The organism is Ferribacterium limneticum (assembly GCF_020510585.1).
Classification (GTDB): Bacteria; Pseudomonadota; Gammaproteobacteria; order Burkholderiales; family Rhodocyclaceae; genus Azonexus.
The window spans coordinates 697,329-714,082 of record NZ_CP075190.1 but is presented as its reverse complement, the minus strand read 5'-3'; the positions used below and the strand labels follow the sequence as shown (position 1 = coordinate 714,082).

General features: G+C 53.0%; 13 protein-coding genes. 7 read left to right on the top strand and 6 right to left on the bottom strand.

Annotated elements, in window-relative coordinates:
- Window positions 1-53 precede the first annotated feature (53 nt).
- The 3 genes from KI613_RS03450 (at window position 54) to KI613_RS03440 (ending at window position 3,988) form a co-directional block, all read left to right on the top strand.
- Complete coding sequence (locus KI613_RS03450; protein WP_226403822.1) at window positions 54-995, top strand: NAD-dependent epimerase/dehydratase family protein; 942 nt, start codon at window positions 54-56, stop codon at window positions 993-995.
- 128 nt (window positions 996-1,123) lie between these two features.
- Entirely contained in the window at window positions 1,124-2,428 is a 1,305-nt protein-coding gene (locus tag KI613_RS03445; protein ID WP_226403821.1) for a protoporphyrinogen/coproporphyrinogen oxidase, read from the top strand.
- Window positions 2,429-3,202: 774 nt separating this feature from the next.
- Window positions 3,203-3,988 carry an SDR family oxidoreductase gene (locus KI613_RS03440; protein ID WP_226403820.1) on the top strand — a complete coding sequence of 262 codons (786 nt, stop codon included), beginning with the start codon at window positions 3,203-3,205 and terminating at the stop codon, window positions 3,986-3,988.
- A 379-nt stretch (window positions 3,989-4,367) separates the two neighbouring features.
- On the opposite strand, the gene KI613_RS03435 is transcribed toward KI613_RS03440, so the two are convergent.
- Together KI613_RS03435 and KI613_RS03430 are read right to left on the bottom strand one after the other, a co-directional pair.
- Entirely contained in the window at window positions 4,368-5,525 is a 1,158-nt protein-coding gene (locus tag KI613_RS03435; RefSeq protein WP_226403819.1) for an ecdysteroid 22-kinase family protein, read from the bottom strand.
- 783 nt (window positions 5,526-6,308) lie between these two features.
- The gene (locus KI613_RS03430; RefSeq protein WP_226403818.1) at window positions 6,309-7,139 is read right to left on the bottom strand and encodes an SDR family NAD(P)-dependent oxidoreductase; all 831 of its coding nucleotides are present in this window, start codon (window positions 7,137-7,139) and stop codon (window positions 6,309-6,311) included.
- 334 nt (window positions 7,140-7,473) lie between these two features.
- On the opposite strand from KI613_RS03430, the gene KI613_RS03425 reads away from it, so the two are divergent.
- From KI613_RS03425 to KI613_RS03415, 3 genes are all read left to right on the top strand, one after another.
- The gene (locus KI613_RS03425; RefSeq protein ID WP_226403817.1) at window positions 7,474-9,072 is read left to right on the top strand and encodes a long-chain-fatty-acid--CoA ligase; all 1,599 of its coding nucleotides are present in this window, start codon (window positions 7,474-7,476) and stop codon (window positions 9,070-9,072) included.
- A gap of 130 nt (window positions 9,073-9,202) precedes the next feature.
- Window positions 9,203-9,754, top strand: coding sequence for a MarR family winged helix-turn-helix transcriptional regulator (locus KI613_RS03420; RefSeq protein ID WP_226403816.1), 552 nt, complete (start codon window positions 9,203-9,205; stop codon window positions 9,752-9,754).
- 70 nt (window positions 9,755-9,824) lie between these two features.
- Window positions 9,825-11,321 carry an AMP-binding protein gene (locus KI613_RS03415; protein WP_404826974.1) on the top strand — a complete coding sequence of 499 codons (1,497 nt, stop codon included), beginning with the start codon at window positions 9,825-9,827 and terminating at the stop codon, window positions 11,319-11,321.
- Between the two features lie 544 nt (window positions 11,322-11,865).
- Here the strand turns inward: KI613_RS03415 and KI613_RS03410 are convergent.
- From KI613_RS03410 to KI613_RS03395, 3 genes are all read right to left on the bottom strand, one after another.
- Window positions 11,866-12,069, bottom strand: coding sequence for a hypothetical protein (locus KI613_RS03410; protein ID WP_226403814.1), 204 nt, complete (start codon window positions 12,067-12,069; stop codon window positions 11,866-11,868).
- Window positions 12,070-12,105: 36 nt separating this feature from the next.
- Window positions 12,106-13,698 (bottom strand): phytoene desaturase family protein, encoded by a 1,593-nt coding sequence (locus KI613_RS03405; protein ID WP_226403813.1) that lies wholly within the window; start codon window positions 13,696-13,698, stop codon window positions 12,106-12,108.
- A 901-nt stretch (window positions 13,699-14,599) separates the two neighbouring features.
- On the bottom strand, window positions 14,600-14,788 hold the full coding sequence (locus KI613_RS03395; protein ID WP_226403812.1) for a hypothetical protein: 189 nt from the start codon (window positions 14,786-14,788) through the stop codon (window positions 14,600-14,602).
- Window positions 14,789-15,055: 267 nt separating this feature from the next.
- On the opposite strand from KI613_RS03395, the gene KI613_RS03390 reads away from it, so the two are divergent.
- On the top strand, window positions 15,056-15,520 hold the full coding sequence (locus tag KI613_RS03390) for a MarR family winged helix-turn-helix transcriptional regulator (protein ID WP_226403811.1): 465 nt from the start codon (window positions 15,056-15,058) through the stop codon (window positions 15,518-15,520).
- Window positions 15,521-16,137: 617 nt separating this feature from the next.
- Here KI613_RS03390 and KI613_RS03385 read toward each other — a convergent pair.
- A complete protein-coding gene (locus KI613_RS03385) occupies window positions 16,138-16,620 on the bottom strand; it encodes a hypothetical protein (protein WP_226403810.1) in 483 nt (160 codons plus the stop codon).
- Window positions 16,621-16,754 lie beyond the last annotated feature (134 nt).

Here is a 16,754-nt window from a genome sequence, read left to right as displayed (position 1 = left end):
TTACCGCCGGCTCCGCACCAGCGAGCAGGTCAATCACTAAAGGAAAAAACAACATGAAAGTACTGGTATTCGGAGCCACCGGGTATATCGGCAAGCACATTACCCGCTGCTTGCTTGCGAACGGGCACGTTGTCACTGGCATAGTCAGAAACGCTAACAGCGCTTCGGCGCTGGAAAGCATGGGAGCCCAAGTTCAGGTGGGAGACCTCAATGATGCGCAGCAGCTGGCCGGATTCGGCACTGATCACGACGCCATCATATGGGTCGCACAGTTAATGCTTGAGGACGAACTGCGTGTCGTCGGCGCGCTGCTCGACAATCTCGTCGGCACCAACAAGGTTTTCGTGTTCACCAGCGGCACCAGTTTGCTGTCGCAACGCACCGACGGTAACTGGAGCGAGAATACCTATACTGAGGATGAAGTCTTTCCGCCGCGCAAGCAAATTGCCCCCCGCCTCGAGATCGAAAACATGGTGCGCTCCGCTGCCCAACAAAACATCAGGGCTATTTGCGTCCGCCCGCCGTTTATTTGGGGCAACGGTGGCAGCAAGCTGATCGCCGACCTCTACCATTCCGCACACAAAACTGGCGCCGTGTGTTACGTCGGCCGCGGGCTCAACGTCTATACGAACGTCCATGTCGACGATCTCGCGGAACTCTACCGGCTGGTACTGGAAAAGGGTGTTCCCGGAGCACTGTACCATGCTGTAAGCGGAGAAACGTGCTTCCGCACCATCGCCGAATGCATCGCCCGCCATCTGGGCGTGCCGACGCGCAGCGTCACGGTAGGAGAAGCGGCTGAGATCTGGGACAAATTCATGGGCCCCATCGTCTTCTCGGCCTGCAGCCGTACCCGCTCCCCGCGTGCCCGCGCCGAACTCGGCTGGAAACCGAGCACGGAGCATCTCGACATCCTCGAAGACTGCACCCATCCAGACTACCGACGGACCATGGGCGAGCGGCCCCTGCCTGCCTGGGTTCGCGCCCCACAGTAACGGCTTGCGTAACCGAAGACAAGGCTGCATGCCCGGCAGCACACTTACACCAACCTATCACCGCTCGGAAGCCGGCCCGCGACGGATGCCCCCCCTTCGCCCAAGGGAAAAAACTCTGGAAAACACCAATGAAAATCACTGTGATCGGCGCCGGATTGTCTGGCCTTAGCGCTGCACTTCGCCTGCAACAGGCAGGCCATGAAGTGGTGGTCATCGAATCCAACAGCCACGCTGGCGGCCGCTGCAAGGCGTTGCGCCGGGATGGCTTCCTTATCGATACCTGCCCGGAACTGGCGGCCACCAGTTACCGTCGTTGGCTGGCCTTGATCGACGAAGTGGGCCTCGGCGGTGACGTGGTGAAATGTCCCTCCGTGTTGAGCATCCTGCAGAATGGACGCCTGATTGACATCGATATGGGCAACCTGATGTCCATTGCCTTCACCCCCGCCCTTTCCTGGGGTGCAAAATTCCGCTTCCTGCGCGGCGCCTTTTGCATGCGCGACAAACTGCGTTCGGTGCCGCAATATCTGCTTGACGACATCTCGCTCGAAGACCCGAACAACAACGCCGAAGCCATATCGCTGCAAGCCTTCGGCCGCGAAGTCACGGAAAACCTGATCGAGCCGCTGTTGCGCCCGATCGGTGGCGTTACGCTGGACATGATGTCCTCGCTGCTGTTGCCCTACACCCTGTCCGACTGGACGGCAATGGTCAGCCTGCGCGGCGGGCTCGACAGCCTGCCGAAGAAAGTGGCCTCCATGCTTGACGTCCGCTACCAGACCACCGTGCATCAGGTGCATTCCAACACCGACAACGTCACCCTCGACATCGTCGACGCCAATGGCACTGCCAGCCCCCTCGTTGCGGACAAATGCCTGATCACCGTGCCCTATGACCAGGCAGAAGAGATGTATCGGCGTTTCGCCGAAATCAGCGGCGGCTACCGACAGACAATGACGTTCATGCGTATGCTCGACGTCAAGCTCGCCTACAGCAAGGCACCAACAAGCAAGGCTGCGATGGTGATGCTGTCGCAAAAGGAAAGCCCGAAGATCAATGTGATCTCGCTGTCGCACAACAAGGCGCCGGATCGCGCCCCCGCCGGTCATGGCCTGTTCTCAATTTTCACCGAGCACAACGAATACGAAAACATGGCCGCCATGAGCGACGAAGCCGTGATCGCCATGGTACGCGAACAAATCGAAGGCTTGTATCCGGAAGTGAAGGGCCACTTCCTGTTCAGCTACGTTGCCCGCCAAAAACGTACCAGCTACGTCCCTGATTCAGATTTCTTCCACCGCACCAAGAAACTATGGGATGCGGTTGGCCTCGAGCCGCGAGTCCATCTGGGCGGTGACATCTTCATGTTCGGAGGAATGGAGGCAGCAGTCGCCTCCGGGGAACGCGCTGCCGAACGCCTGATGAGGACTTGACTCGTCCCTCGGCAAGGTCTCCAGTCCATTCGGAGATGCACCCACAACCTGGCGTGCGCAGGTCGAACGCTAATCCGAGGTAGGCTGGGCCTGCGGATCGCCGCTCAATTGTTCGGCCGTCAGCAATTCCCATAGCCGTACACCGCTTTGATGCCAGGCTCGGCACCGAAGTCAACTCGCCCAGCCTGCCATCAGTCTCACGAATCACCGGGCCTTGATTGAGGGCGATGATTCGCACCTTGCCACACGAGGGGCAAGCACCACCCGACAGCGCCTCGATCTGCCGGAAAGGGATAAGCGAACGCGGATATTCAGAGTATCAAATCTTTCCCCACGCTTGCCCGGCCGGAACTCCGTCACTGGCGCCAGCCAGACTTCTATCACCGATCCCCATGCGGATGAAACGCGTGGAATTCGCGTCGCCGATGCTCTGCGTCGGAATGCCGCTCCCACCTAGCTGTTCGGACAGTTCCAGATTCAGCTTGTCGTGCGAGACGAAGACAACCGTATCGTTAAATCATTCATCGGTTGAATCTCCTTTGTTTGATTTGTTCTGAGTTGCTTACAAAGCTTCTTAGGCGACTATCACTTTGAATAACAGCAACCGTCACCCATACATGCAGGGCTGCGTCGGGTTTATCGCTGGCACCTCAGCAGAACTTCGTGCGAACTTGATGCACGCACGACACAACATATGTCACGATACAATATTCTTGAATCTCAATTCCCAAGCTTTTTGTTTTAAGTTAAACATCATTCCTTAGAGGAGTCTTTATGGTTTCAAATCGCCTACAAGGCAAAGTAGCAATAGTCACCGGTGGTGCTTCTGGTATTGGGGCAGCGACTGTTCGGCGCTTCCGTGCTGAAGACGCCCAAGTGATCCTGACTGATGTGCAGGATGAACTCGGCCAGCGGGTTGCCGACGAGTCCGGGGCGTTTTTCATGAACCTTGATGTGGTCGACGAGATAGGTTGGCGTAATCTGATGGCCGAGACCAAGCGCCGCTTCGGTCGTCTAGACATCCTCTTCAACAACGCTGGCATACTAGGCGGCGGCAAATCCATCGGCAATATGGATCTGGCAACCTGGAACCGCGTCCTCGGCGTAAATCAGACTGGGGTCATGCTCGGCTGCCAAGCAGCAATTGGACTGATGCGCAACAATCCCGGCGGCGCCAACGGCTCCATCATCAACACCGCATCAACCTCTTCCTATGCGGCGATTGCCGACGATCTCGCCTATTGCACCAGCAAAAGCGCTGTGCGCATCCTGAGCAAATCGGTCGCCATATGGTGTGCCCGCCAGAAACTCAATATCCGCTGCAACTCGGTCCACCCCGGCGCCATCCGGACGGCGATCCACGACCAGACACTGGCCGCACTCCCTGATCCGGAAGTAATGCTTCAAGTACTCAACAGCATGTCGCCACTCAGTCGCATGGGTACGAGCGAAGAAGTGGCGGCTCTGGTTGCATTCCTCGCTTCTGACGAAGCCAGTTTCATCACCGGCGCCGAATATCTGATTGATGGCGGGACACTGGCTTCCCATCCCGGCGTTTAGTGCCGAGTCGGCAGGCAATCATGCTTGGCAAACCTTCCGCCGAACAAACTGATCGCGGGAAGGCTCTCTTGACAAACAGATGGAGGCAGCCTTTGTCGCACCGCCGGAGAGTCGCTGACCCGCGCCGAGACGACCTCAATGCCGGGATGTTGGCGGGCAAGGACTTTGGTCTGCCAGGCAGGCGCAACTTCGTCCAGAGCCTCCGGGATCTGGACGCAAGTATTCACAACAGCGTATACGATGTTTATCCTTATGCAGAATTATTGATTTGCATCGACAACACCGAAGCAGGCTCGTCGCATTCGCGCAAGTTAATTCAGACCTCAGTCGTCAAGACTGCATACCAAATTTACAGTTCACCGTCGAAGCGATCTGGCAGCTAGCGATCCATCGCATCTAGGGTATCCAGATCGTCCATCGCCGTCGAAATGCGACGGATAAACTCAAGGGTGATGTCCCTCGGCTGCATGTCAGGCATATCTTTGGTCGGCGACAAAGTGATGGTCCACCAAGTCAGGGCGGTGATCAATTGCTGGCGATAGGCATTCCAGCCTTCGTTGAAGCTGACCTTCGGCCCTCCGGCGACATGCATCTCCTCAAGATAATACTTGATCAGTTCCTTTTCCCAGCGGCGTCGATCCTCAACTGTCAAAGCGGTCGACATGGTATAGGCGACATCTCGCGCCCAGTGGCCTCGTGTCGCGCATTGCCAATCGCTCAAACCCATTTCGCCGCTGCCCGCCACGTACCAGTTCTTCAGATGCACATCGCCGTGAGAGAGGCAGTTAGGCCAACTTGAGTGCAATTCCATGCTGCGCATAGTTGCCGGCCAGATCTCCTCGTAGCGCTGGTACAAGCGCGGCGGGATTACCTCTTCGCCGGCCAGAAAACCGTTGCTAGATCCTGCTTCCATGCCGAAAGCTTCGGTATTTTTGAAATAGTCCGGCCAAGTCGGAAGGTGCTCAAGTTGAGCCCGGATATCTGGATGCGAATGACTGATCCCGTGCAACTTGCCGAGGAGACGCATCTGGCTGCGCGCCCGCTCCAACGTCATGACCGTCTTATGATTGCAGAATTCGGTTACGCTGCTGGTCAAATCGCCAAGCATGATCATGGAATTGAAACTGACCGGATCAAAATGGGCAAAAAAGCTGCGAGGAGCCTCGATTTCCAGGTGCGGCCGAATCTGATTATAGAAATGTCCTTCGGTGAATGCCCCTCCGGAGACCCCCAGGACAATACGATTGGCTAACTCGTGACTAGCCTTGCAGAACAGCGCCCACGGCAGGCCGGCGCCAACCCCGGCATCGTTGTATTCGACCTCGATGCGGCGCCGGTTCGATGATCCGGTATCGACTGGTCCTAACTGATGTCCGATGACCTTGGCACCGGGCACGCTATGGCAAAGCACCGCCGTCAGCCAGCGATCGGTAATCGATTCGAACGACAGCGGCAGATCGTCAGCCGTAATCGCCTCCGTCTTTAGACGTTGGTCGCGCTCGTACGCTGCCTGGATTTCTGGAATCAGATGAGTCATTAAGGTTCCTTTGGTGAGTTTGCAAACACATTTGGCATTCATGCCACGCATGGATAAGACACTGGACCCAGTTTTAGTCCATTTGCTGCACATTCGCAGACAGTGCACTTTTCCTAGTAACTGCTATCCGGGTAAAGCAAAGAATGGCTCGCTATCTATATTAATTTGCTGTTGGTTTTACCGGTTGCAATGAAGGAAAGAGAGAGGCGTACGCCCAATCACGCCTTTTCATTAGTGTGGAAGACATCTCGAATAGGCGTCCATTAGGCCGCCCTGATCAATGCACATGCCATAGCTCAAGCACATGCAATACATGTAGGCCAGCATGTTTTGTCGGTACATTTCGGAATCCCTCGATTTCCAATTAGATGCTCTTAACCGGGACGCAGTTATCGGTAAGCAAAGTTCTGACATTCAGTCTCACCACCGGACGCCTGACCATCGACCGCAAACGAGCCGCTTCGCAGATTCAAGCTAAGGGGTTTAGCCACCCGATTCCTACTATTGGCATTCCGCTCGTCAACCATCGCATCCCATCCCGCCCCGAATTCATCGCCTTCCGGCAGCCCGGTATCAAGCTAGGCGAGCACAAAACTGCACTCGTCTCCGAACCAGACCGTTATATCCAACTGGCAATCAGCAGCAACCCGACAAGGAGGTCGGTTGCCAGCTTGCCAAGGATTGGCGGCATGACCTGCATAAATGTGTCAGCATCCAAGCCGTGATGGCAATCACAACAAAACACAGGACGCTGACGGTTTTCATACAGGTAGCCCTTGAGAATCAGGCACCCATGAAGCTAGCCACGATGGCGTCGATTTCAGGATCGGTTTTGCGGGCAACTTCGCACAGGAACTTGGCGTCATCACCTACCGGGTAACGAATCTGCGGCGTACTGCTCTTCAACGCCTCGATTACAGTATTTGCAACTACGGACGGATCGAGCATGGTGTCCCAGGATTTCTTGGCCACGGACAGGAAACCATCATAAAATTGACCGAAGCGTAGTGCTTCTTCCGGTGAGAGAGCTGCGCGATCACGCGCAACGCTCTCCAATTGACCAGTCACCATCGGCGTCTTGACGCCGCCTGGCTCGATTACGATCACCTCGACTCCATCAGCCTTTGCTTCGCGCCGCATCACATCTGCCAAACCTTCAAGCGCATGCTTGGAAGCAACGTAGTGGCCAAGGAAAGGTAGGCCAACCTTGCCCGCAAAAGAACTGATCAATACCAATTTTCCCTTGGCATCGCGGAGCGACGGCATACAGGCCTGGTAGATAGCGGCGGCAGCCACTGTGTTGATTTCGAATGCCAGGCGCAAGACCGCAAGCGGCGAAATTTCCACGGGACCAGTCGGTCCGATTGCAGCGCAAACCACGACGGCATCGAGAGACGGAATAGCCAGACGCTTCAGTTCCTCCAGAACGCCATCCGCATTGCTCAAATCCAGTTTCAGGGTTGTGCCAACACCTGGTGCCCAGGCCTGTAAATGTGCCGCTTCCTTGTCATTAAGGACGGTGGCAGTGACCTGATACCCCTCGCCAAGCAGTTGCTTGACAATCTCGACTCCAATTCCGCCCGCAGCTCCAACCACCAATGCTGTACGAATCATTACTTTCTCCTTGCAAGTAGACGAGACCCTGTATCCCGCCTTGAATTGAGATTCAGGGAAGTATCATTTCTGACTTTGGCTTACCCAACAAACTGAACATTGCAACTTCAGAAAAAAAATCTTTATGCTTGTATATGATATTTTACCGAACACTTTATCCCAATCAAAAGAGAACGTAAACTTCTAATGGCGACACATTATCGCCTCCGAGACATCTCTGCCCACTTGACACATAGGGCGCCACACCGCATAGTTGGTATGCTTAGTTACTATATATCATGGACCTGCAACCCACCATCCATGTAATACAGCCTTTCCTGGAGACAAACCCAAAATGAGCAACGTAGCGCAGCCCATACCTTATCTCGACCGCATGGTTTGGATGGCAGACTACCCCTCCCAAGGCGCCACCAAATTCCCCAACCGGCAGGCCATCATTGCTGACCACGGCAGTTTGACTTATGCCGAACTGGATAGAAAAACAGATCAATTTGTCGCATTCCTTGACAGAAATGCAATCGGACCGGGTTCCCGTATTGCCTATCTTGGCAAGAATAGCGAACTCTTTTTCCCCGTTCTTTTTGGGTGTCTTCGCCATAACGTTGTACTCGTCCCGATCAACTGGCGTAGCGCCCCAGGGGAAATCGCCTTCGTGCTGGAGGACTCTGCCAGCCAACTAGTGATTTTCGACGACGAATTCGGAGAAATCCTGACCCAGTCAATGGCGACGATGGCGACGACCCCGCCACGAACCTTGATCACCCACACCAACGCAGCTGATTCACTTTGTCAGGTTCTCAACGAGACAGCCCCCTTCCCCATGTCTGCGCCTCGGCAATACTCGGATTCTTGGGCTCTTCTGATGTACACGAGTGGAACGACTGGCCGCCCGAAAGGAGTAATGCTTTCTCACAAAGCGCTGTCCATTTCGCGTCATCTCGAACTCGACTCACCGGATTGGACCGATTGGACAAGCGATGATGTAATCCTATCTGCCATGCCCAATTTTCATGTCGGCGGCATGTCATGGATGCTGATCGGCCTTCTGCGATCACTGACTTGTGTCCTGACCGCTGACCCGTCTCCAGCGAACCTCTTGCGCCTGGCGCAAACCTATGAAATCACCCGGACATTCATGGTACCGACCGTGATAAAGGCCTTACTCGAACAGATTACTCTCACCGCCACATCTGCACCGCGCCTGAAAACAATTTTCTACGGCGCATCGACAATGAATGTCGCCCTGCTAAAAAATTGCATTGAAGTATTTGATTGCAAGTTTGCACAGTACTTTGGCATGACAGAAAACTGCGGCTCTGTAACCTTCCTGCCGCCCAGTGCCCACGACATCACCCGCCCAGCCTTATTACGTTCTGTTGGAAAAGCGCTTCCTGGCATGACTATCGAGATACGGAGCCCGAATGGCACATCCCTTCCAGAGGGCCAGGCTGGAGAAATTTGGGTTCAATCTCCGACATTGATGAGTGGTTATTGGAATCGCCCTGAAGACACCAAAACGGCACTCGTTGACGGCTGGTATCGCACCGGAGACGGTGGCTATCTGGACGAAAACGGCTATCTATATCTAACTGACCGCATCAAAGACATGATCATTTCCGGCGGCGAGAATATCTACCCCGTGGAGGTCGAACAAGCTTTACGGGAACACCCGGCTGTCCGCGACGTAGTTGTCGTCGGCATCCCTGACCCAGTTTGGGGGGAAAACGTAGTAGCTGTTGTTGAATGGCATCCTGGGCAGTCGGCAACATTGGAAGAACTACGCGACCATGCAGGAAGTCGGATTGCTAGATATAAATTACCCAAAATTCTGCAATCCATCGCAGTATTACCACGGACTTCGACAGGTAAATTGCAGCGAGGAGAAGTACGCCTTAACATCAAAGCGATGATTCTGGCCACAAGTCGAATGTAAGCGTATTATATGCAAGCGGGCTCTTAATGGTGTCATTTTGTCTTCGAGGACTCACTTTCCATCCATCGATTGACACTGCACCGTCCAAGCGCCTTTCCTTTTGCCTCCTAACAGAAATAGGAAGATGCACTTGAAAACAGCACTTGTCAGGGACAAGGGGACGATCATCACAAACAACAATAACAGTGAGAAACAAAAATCCCCTCCGAAATTTTCTGTTGAAGAAAATTGGGATCAGAAACTTGGCTTTCTAATGCACGATGTTTCAAGGTTACGTCGTATTGTCTTCGACGAATTTATGAAACCTTTAGGGGTCACTCGCTCCCAATGGTGGGTGCTTGCCTACCTATCCCGTCATGATGGAATGATCCAGAGTGACTTGGCAAATGTTCTGGACTTAGGTAAGGCCGCGCTTGGTGGGCTTATCGACAGACTGGAAGCATCTGGATTTTTAGAACGTCGCCCAGATGAAAAAGATCGGCGTGTCAAACGAGTACACTTATCCAGCAAAGGCAACCACATCGTCAAGGAAATGCGGACTCAAAGCCATGAAATGAGCGAGCGTGTACTAGCGGACATGGACAACAATCAACGCCATTTGCTCGCAGGATTGCTGCAGCTGGTAAAAACAAATCTTCTTACGATCAAAATGGAAAATGGGATCGAGCGCCACGAGGACTAGTTGCAACGCCGAAGGTATTTTTCATCCGCGATATCACGCTAGGATTTCGCCTGACAAGCCTGCAGTTGTCATGTCGGATAGCGGTATTTCTCAGACCTATCGAGAGCTAGTTGACCGATCTGATCGTGCCGCTCAAGCCCTTTACCGATTAGGCTTGCAAGCGGGGGACACAATCGCCATTTTCCTCGAGAATCATCTGCACTATTCTGAAGTTTGTTGGGCCGCCAAAAACTCTGGAATAGCCTACGTTTGCATCAGCACACAACTCAATTTTGAAGATGCTGCCCACGTCGTCCTGGACAGTGGCGCGAAGCTTCTGGTTTCCTCGATCGCCCAAAGCGACATCGCCGTTCGCATCGCGGATAACATGCCGGAACTTCTTCTGATCATGCTTGATGGAACACAAGGACGCTTCCTAGCATATGAGGCCTTACTAAATCAGGAGTCCCCCATTCCTTTACAGAATAGGCATCGCGGCCCGTCGATGCTCTATTCATCAGGAACCACAGGCCGCCCCAAAGGCATTCGGACACAATGGCCGGATGTTCCGCCCGAGACTCCGCCGTCCCGATTCCATTTACTGCGGCAGCAATACGACTTCTCCCCAGAAAGCGTTTTCATTAACCCCGGTCCGTTCTATCATGCCGGCCCCTTGCGCTTTATGATGACTGTGCAACGCACCGGTGGAACAGTGATCGGATTCAGAAAATTCGACCCAGCCTCTACGCTCGACACTATTGGGAAATACCGAGTCACCCACGGCCTTTTCGTCCCCACCATGTTCTCACGGATGCTTGCTCTCCCAGACGACGTTAGAGACCACGCACAGCTTGGCTCCATCCGTTTCGCCATTCATGCGGCAGCCCCTTGCCCGGTCCCTGTCAAGGAGTTGATCTTCGACTGGTGGGGGCCGGTTATCTACGAATTGTACGGAGGGACAGAGAGTATTGGCCACACCTTCATCACTCCGGAAGAATGGCATTCCCATAAAGGCTCCGTTGGTCGTGCGGCTGCAGGGTGTTCAATCAGAATCCTCAATGAGCAAGGTACTGACATGCCTCCCGGCATTCCCGGCAAAATTTACATGGCCAATGGAAATCGGTTCGAATACCACAACGCCCCCGGCCATACGACAAGCGCCCACCTAGAAAACGACCCCTCTTGGGCAAGCATGGGCGACATCGGCTACTTGGACGAAGATGGCTATCTGTATTTGACGGACCGCGAGTCGTTCATGATTATTTCCGGAGGAGTCAATATTTACCCCCAAGAAGCTGAGAACATTCTCCGCACCCATCCGGCGATTGCCGATGTAGCGGTAATCGGTGTTCCCAACCCGGACTTTGGGGAAGAAGTCAAAGCCATTGTCCAACTCAGCAGCGCCGAATTTGTCCACACCGGCCTGGAGCGTGAAATCATTGAATACTGCCGCTCACGGCTTAGTTCAATCAAATGTCCGCGTTCTGTCGCTTTCGTCAGCAACCTTCCCCGTAGCGATATGGGAAAACTGCTCAAGCATGAGTTGAAAAAAATCTACTGGGATGGACGTGACTCGCAGATAGTCTGAACAGAAAAACTCAAAACTGCATGCCTCCTTCTACCGCGAGTGTCTACCCGGTCATATAAGCTGCTTTGGAGGAAAGCAGAAACAACGCCGTGTCAGGCACCTGTTCGAGAAGACCGATATGCCTTAACTGTGTTGTCTTTCGGATCGCCTCGACTTGTGCAGCAGTCAACTCGACCTCCATTGCGGGCTCTACTGCTATCCGGTAAGTGCCGTGTGATCCTTGAGTGACACTTGGGCGCCTCAGTCAGCGCGTGTTCGCGCTTCCGAAAACTGGCGGCCAGATCACCAGCCTCGTCACGTTGACTATCCAGTTTGATGACCAAAGCAGCCAGCCCCTTGCCTAAACGAGGCCGGCGTGGTTTGGTCCTCTTGATGAAAATAGCCGTTTCTACCAGCAGGTCAAGACGATATTAGCCCCGGGAAAAGCCAACGCAAGATAAGCCGCCCTGCCGACACGTCCCTTACCACCAGCCACGAACGCAACGCTTTCGGAAAATGTCTGTGCTCGCTTTTTCCGAGAAATCAGGAAACATAACGGCCCTTCCTATTTAAAAAGAAAGATTCTGATCGCAGACAGAATGGTTCCTATCCCCATCATGGAAACCGCCTTGCGCATTTCGGCACCACGCAAAACCGCCTCGACCGGCATGGCACCCATGATTGTTCCACTGATCACGAGTGTCCCATCTTCACTACGAATACTCGTCACTTCCATTAACTCTGCATTTACCGAGGTAAAAAGTTTCACTGTATATCTCCTTTACGTTGGATTCGGGCTTTTTTCTCAAAGAGAGATAAATGCCTTCTTGAGATCGATTTTCCAGTCCATCAGCATTTTCATTGCCGTGGCGCGACCACCAAGCGTCACACTACCGCCAGGGTGCATGAACGGCCCGCACAAATAAAAGCCCTCGATGCCGGGAATGCGATATTGCGCCAGTTCGGGGGTCGGGCGACGGCCGAAAAATTGTGAGGTAAACGTCCCGATCCCAAAGATATCGCCATTGCGCATGCTTGCGGAATGGCGATGGTGATCCAGCGGCGTTTCGACATGGCGGGCAATGATCTTTGAACGATCCATGTTCGTCGTATATTTGCACATCTCGTCGTAAATGGCGTCCGCTGTTTCCTCTTTGATATCGTCCCAGCCCTCAAGCCCGCCCTTTTGCAACTCCAGAGGGGCAAAATGATATAAGTACATGGTCGCTTTGCCTGCGGGAGCACGCGTCGGATCGAGTCGGCTTTGGATGCCAACCAACGGGCTAAGATGATCGAGCGGCATACGGCCATACCGATATTCGTCGAACGCTACGCGCATCGACTCCATAGTTCGGTCGCGGCGCAGACACTCAACCAGCATGGCCGGTTCGAATTGCGACCCCGCCTTCCAGATCGGCGCTTCAGATAGGGCATATTGTTGATTGATAGCCCCATGGGAACTGAGTTTAACCTTGCTCGCCGCCTCGGTGACGGAAGGATCAATCCCTTCAATGAACTTATCAAGATCCCACGGGTGGATGCATCCAATAACCGCATCCCGCGCCTTGATAATTTCACCATCCTTCAAGGTGACCCCGGTAACTCGGCCACCAGAGACGTTCATTTTGACAACTTGAGCGTTGGTCCGGATGATACCGCCGTAAGCTTCGACACAACGAACCAACGCCCGCGTCATATTTTGGCTACCGCCGATAACCATGCCCGCCTTGAAAGTATGGGCGATCCCCATAAGAAGGAATGGGATGATGCCCGTCCCTCTTACTTCTGGCCCGACCATTAATTCAGCGACCCACTTCAGGATGTGCATCTTCAGTTCCGGTGACTCGAACAAGTCATCGACAACATCAAACGCGCTTTCCATCATGGCGGTAACTAGCCGGCGCCCCTTTGAACTCTGCTCAAGCAGGGAGACAAAGCCGCCGAACGGCAATGGGGGCGTATAAAGCCCCTTGAGAATCAGCGGCAGATATTCTCGACAATCGAGAACAAACTGCCGATATACCTCGGCGTCACGCGTCGAGAACTTGGCGATTTCCTCACACGCCTTGTCGAGATCAACATAGGTAACCAACCCGGCATTGTCGTCAAAAACCGTTGAAAAACTGGCGTCCGGACGAACAAACTCCAAGCCGAATCGACTCAGCAACCCCAGTTCATCGTTGGCAATTACAGGGTTTGGCATACACGTCACCATTCCCATCGCATGAGGATCACAGATAAACCCGGGGGCTGGCGACATTGAAACGACCCCGCCGCCACACACCTCGTTTTTCTCGAGCACAAGTACGCTTTTGCCAACTTTTGCCAAGTAGCCCGCAGCAGTCAGGGTATTACTTCCCCCGCCGACAACTACCACATCATAAGTACTATCTCTCATTGCAAACTTCCTTTCCGAAAAAATCCGTAGCGCCACTTTTTTAGTTTCTAAAAATTTCAGGCGGTGGCGATGTTGGCAAGGAGAACACCATATCCACGGCACAATCTTTCCGAGATCACTAAGAAGCCACAATGGGGACGAGCCCATTCACACGCGCTCGTAATATATTATGCTACAATACAGTTTCAATCAACTACCAATGCACATCGCTTGATACGGTAATGACCATCGAGATGCAACAGCACTTAAGGAGTTGCTAGATGCCCCATTGGCGTATCACAAGTTGCAGAAGACCTGAGAGGCGAGAACGCCTTGCTCAAACCGAGCCCCCGGAAAATAGTCTCACCAAAGGTGGGCTGCTTTTCACCATGGAACAACTCTTATGCCTGCGAATGTCGCTGGCGTTTCCGCCTAGGTGACCGATGTTCAAGAGCGTCATCGCGTCAGGCGCCGACTCACGGCTCAGATCAATACCGACGAAGCGGCGAACGGCCTAGCTGTTGCAGAGCGCGTCCTCAATCTCTTCACCAGAGAGAGACCAAAACATAGCAAAACAACGTATATGCGCAGCATGCTGGCCTGACAAATCATTAGTCATCCCCGGCCTCCGCTGCTCGGATAGAACGGTGCACTCATCCTATCCAGAATCGCTCACGGTTTTACGCACCAGAAAACGATCTCGGAGCGCCGACTTCTTCTTCGACGCGTATTCCAATTCATAAAAGCTCGTTTGCACACTCACTTTAGGTCAGGGTCAATCAAGCACCTGACAAACCATATTTTCTCAAATTAGAGTAATAACGCATATGCTCTTGGAATAGATCGGCGCATCCCCGAGAACTCTAGTTTTCGTGTTCACTGAAAGTGATGAGACATCTCGTTTTCCACAGGGTCTTACATATCAAAATATTAACCCCCTAGTTGTTATCAACATTTGTAATTGGTGCTGCGATACGCAACCAACTTGATCAGAAATACAAACACCCATTTCCCAAAGCAAGGAGTCTTGTTTGCTGAAAGATCCGTAAAGCAGCATCAGCACCGCAAATCCACAAATGGCGATAACCAATATTTCCTGCAATAGCTTCATCTCAATCTCCTCCTGATGCGATAACATGCTCAAAATATGGGTTTCCACGGCTTACCAAGGAAATCCTTCAGGCATTACTAGAGTTTTGACATAACCTACAGTCGTCCTCTATTATTTTTTGTTACCAACAAAGTCAGATTAGATCAAGTAATCGTATGTGTCAATACGATTACATCGAAGATTTCCCGATGCCATTAGATGATTGATTGCACTTGACATCTTCTACGCTTAAGAAATCCGTCGAACACCAAAGGTTTTGGAGAACTCATGGTTGAAGAAAACTGGGATATTCGTTTGGGATTTTTGATGCATGATGTCTCAAGACTTCGACGAATTGTCTTTGATGACTTTGTGAAACCTCTTGGTGTCACGCGTTCTCAGTGGTGGATTTTGGCCTATCTGTCTCGACACGATGGCATGATTCAAACTGACTTGGCGGCAGTTCTTGAACTTGGCAAGGCTTCGTTGGGGGGCCTGATCGACCGCTTGGAGGCATCTCGACTGCTAGAGCGGCGTGCCGACCCTGTTGATCGTAGGGTCAAACGGATATACCTATCAAAGGATGGCCAGCAGCTCATTAAAGAGCTAAGGGTCAAAAGTCACGAGATGAGCGAATTGATCCTAAAAGGGTTGTCTGAACAAGATCGATTGACACTTACAAATTTACTATCCCATGTAAAAACCAATCTGCTTTCGATGCGCAGTGATGTTGCCAACGAAGCATCTGATTGAGAGGCAGTGTATGAAGAAATACTTGCCCTCGGCTGGGTAAGTACCTCCCGGCAAAGCCCTGATATTTACCCACAACTTATTCGGTCCGTCGCATGATCAGAAACATATCGGTGATGTAGGGCAAGCATAGAAATCCTCGCCAGAGACTTGCAGTTCCGGGCCACCATCACTTTTTGCGCCAGGAATCCGCCAAGCTTGGCAATCTATAGAACGGCTTCCCCGCAGTGAAGTTGGGGTGGCAGTTGGCTCGGATACTCGGTTGACGTTACGGTACTGCGCTTGTCATTCCTCTTTCCTGAGGACGACCGTGCATGGTAAATCAGGGGCTACCCTCGCCAGCATGGTGGCGTACAAGATGCGCCACGCGATGATCGAATACAGCGTCAGCGCTACCGCCAGTCGGTCTGCCGTTTCCAGCTGACATGATTCAATCCGACACACTGTCTTCTGCACGCGGAGCCAGACTTCAATGGTCCACGTGCACCAATGCAAACGTTCGATCACATCCGCTACGCCCCCGGTGAAGGTATCGGGCCAAGCTATCTGGAATCTATCGATGCATGGCAAAAACCCAAAATGCAGATCAGAAAAATGGCCCGACAGTGTCGGGCCAAAATTTACATCGCTATGATTAACGTCAGCAATTGCAGCGCTTCCAGATTGCCTACCCGGCCCTGATGGATTGCCGTATTGAGCATTCCCAATAGTGCCTTCTCGATTGAATCATCCAAAACCCGTTCAGGCTTGGGATCATCATCACATCGGTGGGCAATAGGCCGCGGGAACATAGCTGCATCAATCGCACCACTCGTGAGGCCGAGCACCGCCTCAATCCGCCTCGCCAAGGCGTTGGTAAACGTCCTACGCCCCGACAGCAGATGAGAAACGAATGAGTCTGGCGCCTCCAGCTGCCGGCAGAGTTCCGCATTTGCACAAGGCGACTCCATAACCGCTAGCAGCCACTGGCGGCGACGCTGATTCGTCTCCGGGGAGACAGTCTTGACACCGGGTCTCCGGCCTCGCTTTACCACAACAGCATCCAGAGATTCGGACAGAGTAATGGCAGGCGATGCAGGAGCGGGGAAGAGAATTACATTCATCACTAAACTCCTAAAAAATGTCCTTGGTCGAGCCCTCATTTGGTAAAAACCAACTGAAACTCACCCTGTATAGCCATTGAGGCATTTTTTTGGAGTTTTGGCGGCTTCACTCTAACCCGTTTGAACCAACGGGA

What these genes read in the sequence shown, in the direction of transcription:
- KI613_RS03415 (WP_404826974.1), top strand. Translation starts at nt 9,825, where the DNA reads ATGTCGGATAGCGGTATTTCTCAGACCTATCGAGAGCTAGTTGACCGA.
- KI613_RS03385 (WP_226403810.1), bottom strand. Translation starts at nt 16,620, where the DNA reads ATGAATGTAATTCTCTTCCCCGCTCCTGCATCGCCTGCCATTACTCTG.
- KI613_RS03430 (WP_226403818.1), bottom strand. Translation starts at nt 7,139, where the DNA reads ATGATTCGTACAGCATTGGTGGTTGGAGCTGCGGGCGGAATTGGAGTC.
- KI613_RS03395 (WP_226403812.1), bottom strand. Translation starts at nt 14,788, where the DNA reads ATGAAGCTATTGCAGGAAATATTGGTTATCGCCATTTGTGGATTTGCG.
- KI613_RS03390 (WP_226403811.1), top strand. Translation starts at nt 15,056, where the DNA reads ATGGTTGAAGAAAACTGGGATATTCGTTTGGGATTTTTGATGCATGAT.
- KI613_RS03425 (WP_226403817.1), top strand. Translation starts at nt 7,474, where the DNA reads ATGAGCAACGTAGCGCAGCCCATACCTTATCTCGACCGCATGGTTTGG.
- KI613_RS03450 (WP_226403822.1), top strand. Translation starts at nt 54, where the DNA reads ATGAAAGTACTGGTATTCGGAGCCACCGGGTATATCGGCAAGCACATT.
- KI613_RS03435 (WP_226403819.1), bottom strand. Translation starts at nt 5,525, where the DNA reads ATGACTCATCTGATTCCAGAAATCCAGGCAGCGTACGAGCGCGACCAA.
- KI613_RS03445 (WP_226403821.1), top strand. Translation starts at nt 1,124, where the DNA reads ATGAAAATCACTGTGATCGGCGCCGGATTGTCTGGCCTTAGCGCTGCA.
- KI613_RS03440 (WP_226403820.1), top strand. Translation starts at nt 3,203, where the DNA reads ATGGTTTCAAATCGCCTACAAGGCAAAGTAGCAATAGTCACCGGTGGT.
- KI613_RS03405 (WP_226403813.1), bottom strand. Translation starts at nt 13,698, where the DNA reads ATGAGAGATAGTACTTATGATGTGGTAGTTGTCGGCGGGGGAAGTAAT.